We start from the raw sequence: 12,103 nt of genomic DNA, 5'->3' as shown, positions 1-12,103 counted from the left end.
TTTTAAGGATGCTTTTCAAAGAGTTTTTGAGCAATAATTATTAGTTTAATCAAGATTTATATACTTAAAATAAGTTATATAAATTAATGGCTAAGGTTAATTTATTGTTAATCATCTTAGTTAATGATTTCGTAGAATAGCCTTTGCAAGGATATAGCTGTCGTTAAGTTCGGAAATCACCCTGAATTTTAATCACTCGTCATATTTATTTTCACGTCACCATGGTGATATAGATGCCTAAAGTTTACTTTTCAGGTAATAGTTACAATCTTTACGGAAAGTGGTTTAAGTCACTCTATCTTCCTAAATTAACGATGAACCTTTAGATAATTGCCATTATCTAAATAAATGAGCTAATATGGAGTAAGGTCAAAGTCATATCGACTACGCTTTTGTTTTTTTTATAGTGTATTTGTGTGCATTGACTCAATCTCTGGAAAAACACTAAGTATAGTGAAAGACTTTAAAGCAGGTTTCAAGGAGCCATAACGTACCAATGCCCACTGCTAATGTCAACTCAAAAACGAAACAGCCTATGTATTCAGCAGATATGGTGCGGACTTATCTGCATGAGATTGGGCGGGTACCTCTGTTAACCCATGAGCAAGAGATCATATATGGGAAACAAGTACAAAAAATGATGCTTCTGTTGGAAATAAAAGAACGACTTACTCAAGACTTAGGACAAGAACCAAGTCTTAAAGAATGGGCAAAAGCTGTCAACCTTAGCCAAGCAGACCTCCAAAAAACCATTGACCAAGGGAATCGGGGAAAGCGCAAAATGATTGAAGCAAATTTGCGCCTAGTGGTTGCCATTGCCAAGAAGTATCAGAAACGCAACATGGAATTTCTCGACCTTATCCAAGAAGGAAGTTTAGGATTAGAGCGAGGAGTTGAAAAATTTGATCCAACCAAAGGCTACAAGTTCTCTACCTACGCTTATTGGTGGATTCGTCAAGCAATTACTCGAGCAATCGCTCAACAGGCTCGCACCATTCGTCTGCCTATTCACATCACTGAAAAACTCAACAAAATAAAGAAGATTCAACGAGAACTGTCTCAAAAATTAGGTCGCAGTGCTACCCCTACCGAAATAGGTGAAGTTTTAAATCTCGAAGCTTCCCAAATTCGGGAGTGTTTGAGTATAGCGCGTCAACCTATTTCTCTAGATGTCAGAGTCGGGGATAATCAAGACACAGAACTTTTAGAACTTTTGGAAGATGAAAGTGTCTCTCCTGACAACTACATTACCCAAGAGTCACTACGCCAAGACTTGAGAAACTTAATGAAGGAATTAACTTCACAGCAACAGATCATCCTTACCTTGCGCTTCGGGTTGGAGGATGGGAAAGAACTATCCCTAGCTAAAATTGGTAAAAAGCTCAATATTAGTCGTGAAAGAGTTCGTCAGTTAGAACATCAAGCCTTAGCTCACTTACGTATAAGGAAAGCAAATGTTAAGGAATATTTGGCAGCTAGTTAAATCAATTTCTAGTCATTAGGTATTCTACAAACATCAGCTCATATAAATTAAAGCGGTCGTCTTCTCAACGATCGCCTTTTTTCTGTAAAGAAAATTATTTAATAAAAGTTAATTGTATAGTTATTCAAAATCTTGTCCATTTGTTGATCATTTATTAAAACTTAAGAAAAAATTTACCCCATTCTAGAAAACTACTGCACAATGAAAATGGTAGTGGGGAAACTTTTTTGAGCTAACTAACGTCAGCTCCCAGCAGTGTTTTGTGGGACAGTTGAATAATTGGTTTAAAAATAAGTTGAACCGAGCAGATGTGGTGTTTCTATCAATTCTGTTTTTTCAGGAAAAATGGTTCAGTTAAGCATATTTAGAGACAACGAGTTCAACATTATCATCTAATGGCACAAACGATTGTCTCCAATGAGGACTTTCTCCCAGTTTCGACATTAGCTTAAATAAGCACATTTCTTGTAATTGATATCAGTTCATATGTTCAGGGAAATCAAATGTCTTTTGTTCCAACACTCTTATTTTCACTCACACATCTCCGATTGTTATCTATAATACCTCTTAGTCTGCTTATTAGTTCAGGGACAATTAGTGGGCATTTTGCACAGGCAGCCGAAGAAAATTCATCTCATACTCATTCGTCTGAAGAAGTTTCCTTAACGCGAACTAGTGGCTTAGCTAACGGGGTTTATTTATATGGGCGATCACCAGAACCAGAAACTATGGGACAAGAATATTTAGTCTTTAAAGTTCAAAAAGGGGAGGTTATTGGAGCATTCTATATGCCAAGATCAGAATTTAACTGTTTTTCAGGTAGTTTTGACAGTCGTCAAATAAATCTTTCTATTGTCGATCCTCACGATGGCATAAAATATGATTATGCAATCAGCTTGCAGGTTGTCTCTCCGGTAGCCACTAATAGCAGACGATCTTCAGAAGTCACGTTAGAAGGATACCACCGTCTTGGTGCTCTCAGTGACAACGACCAACGCATCCTGGATGCTTGTTTACCTTCAAACTAACTAAAATTCAATTCCTGGTTGAGCTCTAACCCCTTGTTCTTTAAAAGGATGCTTAATTAAGGTCATTTCCGTTACTAAGTCTGCCCTTTCTATCAAGGGGGTGGGTGCGCCGCGTCCTGTCAATATGACATGAGTAGCGGTAAGTTTTTGGGACAGTCCTTTTAAGACCGTATCCACACCGAGATAGCCCAATTTTAAGGCAACATTAATTTCATCGAGTAACACTAATCGATACTTTTTGTTACAAATTAAAGACAACCCTTTTTCCCAGGCAACTTGGACATTTTTGATATCTCGTTCTCGATCCTGGGTTTCCCATGTAAATCCTTCCCCCATAGCATAAAATTCCAGTTGGTCTCCCCACTGACCTAGTACCGCTTTTTCTGCCGGTTCCCAAGCTCCTTTAATAAATTGGACTACAGCCACTTGAAACCCATGTCCAAGAGCTCTTATAACCATCCCTAAAGCAGCTGTAGTTTTTCCTTTACCATTACCGGTATTAACTATAACAAGTCCTTTTTCATTAGAAGCTTGAGCCAGACGTTGCGCTTGCACCTCCTTTCGTCGCTGCATTCTTTGCCGATATTGTCCTTGAGAAAAATACGTTTGATTAGCCATGGAGATCATTGTAATTAAAATCTGAGTTTTTGACATTTTCACCGCCCGTACTTACAGTACAACCGCTGGAGATTATCTCTGCTACCTCTCTTGACTAAATAATGGTTTCAGTCGTTTGACTTTGCTGTTACTCTTTATGCCCGACCGACCCGTCACTATTCCCCTTTCCAGGACAATGTCTATTCCGAGATTACGAAGGCTCAGGCAAGTCAGTCCTCTATTCTTTTATTTGTTCTTTACAGACATTGTTACCCTTATTGTTATCTATAATAACTGGTTGTCATCTACAATTACTAGTTTTCCTGTGGATACTGTGCAGTTTAAGTTCTTAGTCATTATTCAAAAGCCGAGTCTATCATTAATTTTTGCCGATTTCCTTAAACTTCTCAAACGGTTTGACAGGAATGATATCACAAAATTTAAATTAAAAATAATCATAAATTAAGTTTACTCTAAAAAAATAGTTAAAAAAGAGTGCTCATTAATTACTATATTGCAGGATGCCTAAAAATCCAGCTAGAACAATTAAAAGAACGAAAACTATCAAAGTTAACTCACGACCCAAAAATTTCCTCCAAGATGAAAACAAAAGTACAAACATTATGTCTAAATCTAAGATGATGGAAAGTTAAAGAAATTGTGAATTAAATCAAACTATCAGAGAATATAACTAGAAAGATAATTCATGAATAATCTATTCATGAATAATAAAGACTATATAATCCCTTGAAAAGTAGAAGTACAATAATTTGGTAAAGAAGAAAATGTAAAATACTTTGAAGAGCTATCCTAAAAAAAATAAATCATTTTAATTATATTAAACATATTATGTATAACAATGATCATTAACATCTTAAAAAGATAATTTAAAAGTTCTTGTTATATATAACAGCATATCACCATTTTTTTTAAAAAAATAGTGATATGCTGGAGTTTAGCCTATATTTATCGTCATAAGTTTTATAGAGCAAAAATTATAGTAGTTAACAATGCCTGAAATTTCGAAAGAAAAGAGTTAAAAATAGAAACGAACAAAAGTGAGGACAAAGATTGAGCCATACCCTTCAGAAGAAAGTAAAAAGATAGATAACTAAAGAAATACTGCAAAGGTAAAAGAACAGATACGGCAATTATTCTTGGTAGCTACTCAGTAAATACAAGTACTTTAGTTAAAGTCAAACTAAAATAAGGAAATAAATAATTTTATTGATAGTGTTTTACTAACTTAATTTCCTTTAACTAAATTTAATTTAAGGTAAATAGCATCAAGTAAAATTCATGATAATTTTGAAAATCTATTTTAAAATAGATGCGATTCAGCTATTTTTATGTTAGAAAATATCAAAAATATATAATTACTTTAATTTAGAGGTATAAAATAATCTACTTTTTTGATTTTTTTTAAAAGCTACTCACTTTAAATCTATTTAATTTTAATTTTTTAAATTTATATTTGTTTACAATCCAATTATTTAAATTCTTACTCCGTTATTGCTAGTGTTCCCTTGAATACTTAAATATACAACGGACAAGTTTAGGGAACAAATTTTCAAACAAGCCGACAAAATCTACATAAATTAAAAGTTTAAGCGATCCCAAAGAAGACAAATAGGGCTTAGAATGATGCAGTGAAACATCTAGCCTATGAGGATTTGGGGGATTTCCCTAAACTAACATTTCTCTAATTGGCTCCTTAGAAAGATTTCCCATGGCAAGATGTCACTGGAGAAATTTATCCTAAAAACCATTAAATTAAGAACAAAGGGAGATTATCGTATGAATAAAGGCGAATTAATTGACGCAGTAGCAGATAGAGCCGATGTCACCAAAAAGCAAGCCGAGGCAGTTATCTCGGCCACCATTGACACCATCATGGAAGCAGTCTCCGGAGACGATAAAGTTACTCTTGTTGGTTTTGGCTCCTTTGAGGCGCGCGATCGCAAAGCTCGTGAAGGGCGTAACCCAAAAACGAACGAAAAAATGTTAATTCCGGCGACAAGGGTTCCGGCATTTTCTGCTGGGAAACTATTTAAGGAAAAAGTTGCACCCAAGTCATAAGTGTTATTCCGTTAGGATGAAACGGCCTATCCATGGAGGAAACTTAACCTGGGCAGCGAATCAAGCAGGCTGTCCAGTCACTTCTATTATAGATTTTTCTGCTAGTATTAATCCTTTAGGACCTCCCAACAGTGCGATCACCGCTTTTCAGCAGGGAGTAGCCGCTATTACCCATTATCCTGATCCCCATTATCTTCAATTGCGATTAGCCCTAGGACAATTACATAACATCTCACCTGATTGGATCCTTCCCGGTAATGGGGCAGCCGAACTATTAACCTGGGCAGGTCGGGAATTGGCTAATCTACAGCTCACTTACTTAATAGTTCCTTGTTTTTTGGACTATTGGCGCGCTTTACAAGGATTTGGTGCTAAGGTGAAGTCTTACCCCTTCTCTTGGGAAAAGAAAACTTGTTCTCTAAACTTGGACCCTGTTGATCCCCAATCAAGCGGAGTGATCATCAACAATCCCCATAATCCCACTGGGAAGTTGTTTCATAGGGATATTTTATTGCCTTTACTTGAAAAATTTGCTTTAGTGGTGGTTGATGAAGCCTTTATGGACTTTTTACCCCCTGATGAGCAACAAAGCTTAATTCCGATGGTGGGCGATTATCCGAATTTGGTGATTGTACGATCACTCACCAAATTTTATAGTATTCCTGGGCTTCGATTAGGATACGCAATCGCCCATCCTCATCGTCTTCAACAATGGCAATTATGGCGAGATCCCTGGTCTGTTAATAGCTTAGCGGCGGCGGTGGGAGAAGCGGTAATCAATGATCACGAGTTTCAAAAGCAAACTAGGTCTTGGTTAGTTGCTAGCAAAAAAGGCTTATTGAGAGGATTATCAAATCTTAAGGGATTACAACCATTCCCCAGTGCCGCTAATTTTTTGTTAGTTAAAACTCAAGTTCCTAGTTCTCAGCTAGAACAGAAATTGTTAAAAAAACATCGAATTTTGATCCGTAATTGTCTAAATTTCCCTGAATTGGGCGACAGCTATTTTCGGATAGCAGTAAGGACTGATGCTGAAAACCAAGGATTAATAAAAGCCTTGGCTGAAGTGCAATCAAGTTGAACACAACACAGCAGGGATAGCCGAGTAAACTTCAGAAAACAGAGAATTAACAATTTAGGAATGAGAGTTTGCAGCAAGGCTAAAAAAATGTTAAATTCGTTAGACAGAGTAAGCCCACTATCCCTAATCCCAGCCACAAAAGAAAACAAATTTGAGTTAATCGTAAAGCTCGATAGATGATTGTTGGGGTAATCGGATGTAGGAAATCTCCTAATAACGGCTTGTGTTTTAATTTGCTTTGGTAAGTATTGGTACCCCCTAATTGAACTCCTAAAATAGCTGCGTAAACACATTCACTCCAACCAGAATTGGGACTGGGATCGTGGGGAGCATCCCGACAACAAATTGATAAGATGGCTAGAGGTTTTCCTGATATTAAGGCTAAGGTTAATACGGTCAAACGACAAGGAACCCAAGTTAAATAATCCTCCAACTTTGCACTAAACCAGCCTAAATCTTTAAAGGGGTCTGTTTGATAACCAATCATTGAATCAAGGGTACTCACCGCTTTATAACCCAATGCAAAAGGAACCAACCCAATTCCTGGAAAAAATGCCCCAACAATTGCATAAAATAACGGGCTTGTTACCCCATCGACAGCATTTTCTGAGACCGTTTCTAGGACAGCACGTAAGATTTCTTCTTCTGAGAGATTATCTGTATCCCTTCCTACATATTGACTAAGTTGATTCCGCGTGACTGTGATATTTCCTTTGACTAAAGAAGAAAGAACTGCTTCGGCTGCAAACCACAAACTTCGGGCTGCGAAACAACTTGCTAAGAGAATGCTTTGGACTACAATTCCTAACAAGGAATGAATATTTTTAGCTAGATGAACGATTATCCAACTAGTAGTTCCACTACCAAGAATTATCCCTAACCCTAAGATAATTCCGCACCAGCGAAGTTGCCATTTTCCTTGACAAGTGATGATTGCAACTTTACTTAGCCTTGAGATGGCCCATCCTATCCCTTGTACGGGATGCCACCAATCCTCAGGGTCGCCTATTCCATAATCAATTACGGCAGCTATCCCTAAAATAATTACTTCTAGATTTGCCTTCATCATCTGATTATTTTCTAGTTCAAGTTATTCTTTGTTGCAGGGTTATTAAAGTTTCTAATTCTATTGACATTTTTCTCTTAATTATTATTATTTAACTGTTTAAATAAATTTAATTAGATATAGATTTTCTACAAAAAAATAAGAAGGTTTAGTTAGAAATTAAATGCTATCTAACGATAATACGCAAGCTTTGTATACAAAAAAATAGAGTGACTTTTATGGTATAAAAATTAATTTTTATACATTAAATATTAATCTCTTACACCACAAAACTTATGGCTTCTCCTTGAGAAGCCTGCCAACTGCGAGCATCATAATAAAGATCAGCAAGAGTAATCTTATAAAGTGCCTCTTTAACTTTCTCATGAAGCCGTTTCCATAAACTAAATGCAACCCAATCTGATCCTTGAGTTAAATCTGGCTGATAACCTGATAAAGGTTGGTTTTTTTCTTCAACTGCATCCATAATTTGTCCTAGGGAAATTTGACTAGGTTGACAGGCCAATTGATAGCCCCCTTGAGAACCACGCACTGACTTAACTAACCCAGAATGACGCATTTCAATCAGTAATTTTTCTAAGTAAGGAGCCGGTAAATCTTGTCGTTTTGCTATCGCTTTTACTGAAGTTGGACCATAGTTAGGCTGTAAGCTAAGATCCAGCAAGGCTTTAACGCTATAATGACTGCGAGTTGTTAACTTCATTTGGTTAGTTTGTCCCCTTAGTTTTGAGTAGACTATAAGGCACTGTTAAAGGGGTGTGTTGTTGATTTTATAACACGTTCTTCTCAACAAAAACCCTGAAACTCAAATATTTGTAAATTCTGTAGATGATTCTTGTTTAAAGATCGAGAGCAATAGATTATTATTGATCTGGTCAGATGGTAGATAAATCAGATGGTAGATAAAGTTTACTTGTTGTGTGTAGAATAGAAGAGGAGATAGTTAGCAATCGTGGCACTTTTTGAGTTGCTCGATGTCATCTTAGATTTCTAATCTGTCAGCCATATTATTCATTTAGTTACTGTTTAAGTTAATGAGTCAAGATACACCCCTGACCGGTACAGCATTAGTCGAAAAAGTTAAAGAGCTAGGTAACCTCGGTAGAGAAGAAAAAGCTAGAGCTTGTGGCTACTATACCCAAACTAAAAACGGTATAGAACGGGTCAACATGATGAAATTTCTTAACGCCTTAATTGACGCGGAAGGAATTGAATTAGATAGCTCTTCGGAAGGGCAGGGAAGAGGCGGCCGTTCAGCTAGTTATAGAATTAGTGTGCAATCCAATGGTAACCTTTTGATTGGTTCAGCTTACACCAAAAAAATGGGTCTACAACCAGGGGATGAATTCGAAATTACTCTAGGGCGGAAGCACATCCATCTCAGACAACTTGGTGAACTTGATGATTATGAGGAATAAAATTAATGGTTAATCCATTCAGTTTTCCTAGACTTAACCGAATAAAAAATAGCGTCGTTTAGAGGCTACACTAAACAACGCTTACTACTTCAATCAAGGTAACAACATCAAACTACGGCTTGCAGTTCTCGGAAGAACAGCAGGCCCTATACTCCTATTTTATTAGTAAATGAGTCACTTCGTCTCATTTCAGAAAAAAAGATTACTGTTAAAGATCTCTAAATAATTTGAACAAACGGTAGATTCAAGCTCTTAGCGACTTAGAGGGTATTTAAAGACTCATGCAATTTCCTCATCTACGGTTCCCACTTTAGGATTAGGATAGCAGACTGTTAATTATTTCGACATCTAGGCTAGATTTCAGCAAGCCATTTTTCAAATTTAGGAAGAGGATGGTTGTCAAAGAAGAGTCTCAAAATGGGGTAATGTCATAACAAAGTCACTCGGCTAGAAATTCGACAAGTTCACTAACCAGTTTGTTAGTAGTCAAACTATTTTATTATCCCTTACTTAAGAAGTAGATTGTTAAGTAAGGACTGCAGTAGGAGAAAAAATTGTATTTCCTCTAAAGATACTAATAGTGATCGCTAGGAGCATACATCCTACAAAAGTTAATCCTAAAATAAATAGAACGAAAATTTCTCCGGTTGACAAAGGGCGATTACTTGAATCAAAATAAGTTGTATTCGGCCACGGAGAAGTTCCCGAAGCCTTTTGTTGGGGACTCTCATCAAGAGTTTGAATCATATTCCGATGAGAATAACCAATTTTAAGATCGTAAAGTGATCGCTCTTCAGGATTACTTAGAGTTCTATAGGCTTCATTAAGTTTTTGGAATTGCTTTATAGCTACCTCTGGGGATAAGTCTGTGGTATCCGGATGGTAACGTTTACTCAACTCCCGATAAGCCCTCCGAATTTCGACGGCAGAAGCGGACGGATAAAGTCCTAAAAAGGTGTAGTAGCTATTAGCAAACTTTGTCAGTATGGGTATCTTTCGATAGGTTGATTGTGGTGTAGTTGGCTGCTGAGTCACAAGATTTATTAGAATATTTTTTATGATTTTATTTTAACCAAACTTAAAAGTGAAGCCTTTCAATCCCCATAGCGTTTATCAAAAAAGACAGCAAATCGTTAGCAAAACGATTTGCTGTCTTTTTTGATAAACGCTATGGCTTGGGCAAATATCTATGATTATCTTCTTGATAGCAATGTTTTTGTTGTCTATGCAGAGAATGGTTCTCCCGTTCCAACAAGATTAAGCTTAACTGATAGTTAAAAACGGTAAATACCAACGAGCTTAATTTTTTGTCCTGATGACAGTCAAGATTGTAAGCAATTTGCTATTATTGTTTTTCGAATGCAGGAATTTTATGGTAGAGCTGCTAATATTTTATCTATCAATGTCGATTCCATTCTTCCTAAAGATGATTTTTCTTCTCAAGAACCAGGGTTATATTATCATAGTGGAATTCCTCAAACTGTGATAATCAACCAACAAGGGGGTATTGTCTTTGATAGTGAAGTACAGATTGCATACGAAGCCTTTGATGATGTATTATGAGAGGTCTTTGACTTATTGCCTCTTTCTGAGTTAGAAGAATTGAAACGAAGGACTTTTAATAATAATGAGTTCAATGTAAAATTCGTAAAACGATATACTTTACTTTAAAAAAGTCAATTTTGCTGACCTCTTCGCCAATTGTTTATTTCCCGTTAAGAATTTGAGTTAACCATAAGATCTCTACGCCACACTTTGCCAATAAATTTAGGTAACGTTTTAATGTCAATAACTTTTAGAGTCTTCATATCATAGGTCGTATAAGTAGTAGTTTGAGAATTTAGCTCAATATCAATTACTGTTAAGGTTTTGCTAGGAATAATATTACTGTTTAGTAACTTCCTAGGACCTGCTCCCAACGCACCGCTATGAAGTAATTCTAATCGGCCTTTTTTTGCTGGATAATAGGCGTGATGATGTCCACTAATATAAGTATGAACCTCATAGCGTTCTAACACTAATTGTAATGTTTCCCCATCACTTAAAAAATTTCCTACGTTATTCCGTCCTAGGGCTATAGGATAAAGAGGAAGATGACCAATAACCAGTCTTAATCTTGCTTTTTGTGCTATAGAACTTGCTAAACTTTTTTTAATCCAGGTTAACTGTTCAAAGGAGATAATATGGGTAGAAGCATCCAAAACTAGATAGAAAATATCATTTTGAATAAAACTGTAATAAAAAGGGAAATTAACCTGATCAATAAAATTTAATCCCGGATTATGGGTCAGTTGATTCCAATAATTTGAGGCTAATTCTCTTTCAGATGCAAAAATATATTTTCCTTGATAAATTGCTCCTGATCCATCATGGTTACCAATAGTAACCCCAAAGGGAATATTAAAATGACGTAAAGGCTTACTAATGTTAGCATCAAAAGCCGACCACATGGCTTGAATTTGGGTTTTGGTAAGGGATCTTTTTTGTCCAGCAATCATATCCCCCCCGCACAATACTAAATCAGGTTTCCACCATGGAATAAGGGTGATTGCTTGTTTAACTTGTGATTCATAAGTAGTAGACCCATATTGACTATTAAGATCGCTAATGACAACAATTCTGGTGTCTCCTCGTACAGGAGCAAATAATTCTGGGGGGGCAAAGGCTACTGAGTAAGAAATCGAGGTCTCTTTAGATTTTTGAATGGGGATAGATGGGAATTGAAAGTTTGTATTCTCATTTCTTAATCCTGGATGGGTTGAAACGGCAATTCTTAACCCAAATAACCCTCCACTAGCAATCAAGAATTGACGGCGATTTAGATCCATTTTTTTAGTGTAAAAAACGTAAATAACTATTGAATATTAATTGCACATTATATCTTTTTTTAGGTTAAGTTATTTTTTAATGAAAGGATATTTATCAAGCAAATGCTAAGAGCAATAAAATTATTATAACTGGTAGGAAACAGTGATTTGTTAGATTAATTCTTATAAGTAGAAGTCTTAAATGTTAAGAACAGAAGGCAAAAGATATTTTGGTTTAGTAAATATGATCTAGAAAATTTTGATAAAAAATTATAGAAAACAATTATTAGATTTTTAATCTACTCTAAATTTAGTAAAATAAGAGATTTTAAAGACTTAAAACCTCTTGAAAAAAGCAAGAAAAAACTTAAGCATAAAAACTAATTCTAGTAGATTTAACATTTTAAAAATCAGCTATATTAACTTTAATAGTTTTTTTATATAGTTAGAAATATGTTACATAATAAATTTATTTTTCTGGCTTAACAGCCTAACTAATGAAGTAAAAATAGTAAAGTTTTATTTTTTAAAAAAAATTAAAAAA

11 protein-coding genes are annotated in these 12,103 nt (G+C 35.7%); 6 read left to right on the top strand and 5 right to left on the bottom strand.

Annotated features, from left to right (window positions below):
* The first annotated feature begins 496 nt into the window (after window positions 1-496).
* Window positions 497-1,483 carry an RNA polymerase sigma factor, RpoD/SigA family gene (locus P3F56_RS03990; RefSeq protein ID WP_281153489.1) on the top strand — a complete coding sequence of 329 codons (987 nt, stop codon included), beginning with the start codon at window positions 497-499 and terminating at the stop codon, window positions 1,481-1,483.
* A gap of 503 nt (window positions 1,484-1,986) precedes the next feature.
* Window positions 1,987-2,511, top strand: a complete 525-nt coding sequence (locus P3F56_RS03985; RefSeq protein ID WP_281153488.1) for a hypothetical protein — start codon at window positions 1,987-1,989, stop codon at window positions 2,509-2,511.
* On the opposite strand, the gene cobO is transcribed toward P3F56_RS03985, so the two are convergent.
* Window positions 2,512-3,129 carry a cob(I)yrinic acid a,c-diamide adenosyltransferase gene (gene cobO, locus P3F56_RS03980; RefSeq protein WP_281153709.1) on the bottom strand — a complete coding sequence of 206 codons (618 nt, stop codon included), beginning with the start codon at window positions 3,127-3,129 and terminating at the stop codon, window positions 2,512-2,514.
* A gap of 1,776 nt (window positions 3,130-4,905) precedes the next feature.
* Between cobO and P3F56_RS03975 the strand changes: the two genes are divergently transcribed.
* Both P3F56_RS03975 and cobD read left to right on the top strand, forming a co-directional pair.
* On the top strand, window positions 4,906-5,187 hold the full coding sequence (locus P3F56_RS03975; RefSeq protein ID WP_267383087.1) for an HU family DNA-binding protein: 282 nt from the start codon (window positions 4,906-4,908) through the stop codon (window positions 5,185-5,187).
* A gap of 16 nt (window positions 5,188-5,203) precedes the next feature.
* On the top strand, window positions 5,204-6,268 hold the full coding sequence (gene cobD, locus P3F56_RS03970) for a threonine-phosphate decarboxylase CobD (protein ID WP_281153487.1): 1,065 nt from the start codon (window positions 5,204-5,206) through the stop codon (window positions 6,266-6,268).
* A gap of 79 nt (window positions 6,269-6,347) precedes the next feature.
* Here the strand turns inward: cobD and cbiB are convergent, their stop codons facing one another.
* Both cbiB and P3F56_RS03960 read right to left on the bottom strand, forming a co-directional pair.
* Window positions 6,348-7,334 (bottom strand): adenosylcobinamide-phosphate synthase CbiB, encoded by a 987-nt coding sequence (gene cbiB, locus P3F56_RS03965; RefSeq protein WP_281153708.1) that lies wholly within the window; start codon window positions 7,332-7,334, stop codon window positions 6,348-6,350.
* Between the two features lie 259 nt (window positions 7,335-7,593).
* Window positions 7,594-8,037 carry an Rrf2 family transcriptional regulator gene (locus P3F56_RS03960; RefSeq protein ID WP_281153486.1) on the bottom strand — a complete coding sequence of 148 codons (444 nt, stop codon included), beginning with the start codon at window positions 8,035-8,037 and terminating at the stop codon, window positions 7,594-7,596.
* A gap of 331 nt (window positions 8,038-8,368) precedes the next feature.
* Between P3F56_RS03960 and P3F56_RS03955 the strand changes: the two genes are divergently transcribed.
* Window positions 8,369-8,752 carry an AbrB family transcriptional regulator gene (locus P3F56_RS03955; RefSeq protein ID WP_281153485.1) on the top strand — a complete coding sequence of 128 codons (384 nt, stop codon included), beginning with the start codon at window positions 8,369-8,371 and terminating at the stop codon, window positions 8,750-8,752.
* A 525-nt stretch (window positions 8,753-9,277) separates the two neighbouring features.
* On the opposite strand, the gene P3F56_RS03950 is transcribed toward P3F56_RS03955, so the two are convergent.
* Window positions 9,278-9,787 carry a J domain-containing protein gene (locus tag P3F56_RS03950; RefSeq protein ID WP_281153484.1) on the bottom strand — a complete coding sequence of 170 codons (510 nt, stop codon included), beginning with the start codon at window positions 9,785-9,787 and terminating at the stop codon, window positions 9,278-9,280.
* Between the two features lie 324 nt (window positions 9,788-10,111).
* On the opposite strand from P3F56_RS03950, the gene P3F56_RS03945 reads away from it, so the two are divergent.
* Window positions 10,112-10,315 (top strand): hypothetical protein, encoded by a 204-nt coding sequence (locus tag P3F56_RS03945; protein WP_281153483.1) that lies wholly within the window; start codon window positions 10,112-10,114, stop codon window positions 10,313-10,315.
* Between the two features lie 152 nt (window positions 10,316-10,467).
* Here P3F56_RS03945 and P3F56_RS03940 read toward each other — a convergent pair whose 3' ends face one another.
* Window positions 10,468-11,580 (bottom strand): metallophosphoesterase family protein, encoded by a 1,113-nt coding sequence (locus P3F56_RS03940; protein ID WP_281153482.1) that lies wholly within the window; start codon window positions 11,578-11,580, stop codon window positions 10,468-10,470.
* Window positions 11,581-12,103: the final 523 nt, after the last annotated feature.

It is taken from the genome of cyanobacterium endosymbiont of Epithemia clementina EcSB, assembly GCF_029919255.1.
Taxonomy (GTDB): domain Bacteria; phylum Cyanobacteriota; class Cyanobacteriia; order Cyanobacteriales; family Microcystaceae; genus Rippkaea.
Note: the sequence above shows the minus strand (reverse complement) of the source record. Positions and strands in the feature narration are given on the sequence as shown.

Coding starts and splice junctions, on each gene's coding strand:
- cobO (WP_281153709.1), bottom strand. CDS start 3,129: ATGGCTAATCAAACGTATTTTTCTCAAGGACAATATCGGCAAAGAATG.
- cobD (WP_281153487.1), top strand. CDS start 5,204: ATGAAACGGCCTATCCATGGAGGAAACTTAACCTGGGCAGCGAATCAA.
- P3F56_RS03990 (WP_281153489.1), top strand. CDS start 497: ATGCCCACTGCTAATGTCAACTCAAAAACGAAACAGCCTATGTATTCA.
- P3F56_RS03945 (WP_281153483.1), top strand. CDS start 10,112: ATGCAGGAATTTTATGGTAGAGCTGCTAATATTTTATCTATCAATGTC.
- P3F56_RS03960 (WP_281153486.1), bottom strand. CDS start 8,037: ATGAAGTTAACAACTCGCAGTCATTATAGCGTTAAAGCCTTGCTGGAT.
- P3F56_RS03985 (WP_281153488.1), top strand. CDS start 1,987: ATGTCTTTTGTTCCAACACTCTTATTTTCACTCACACATCTCCGATTG.
- P3F56_RS03975 (WP_267383087.1), top strand. CDS start 4,906: ATGAATAAAGGCGAATTAATTGACGCAGTAGCAGATAGAGCCGATGTC.
- P3F56_RS03955 (WP_281153485.1), top strand. CDS start 8,369: ATGAGTCAAGATACACCCCTGACCGGTACAGCATTAGTCGAAAAAGTT.
- P3F56_RS03940 (WP_281153482.1), bottom strand. CDS start 11,580: ATGGATCTAAATCGCCGTCAATTCTTGATTGCTAGTGGAGGGTTATTT.
- cbiB (WP_281153708.1), bottom strand. CDS start 7,334: ATGAAGGCAAATCTAGAAGTAATTATTTTAGGGATAGCTGCCGTAATT.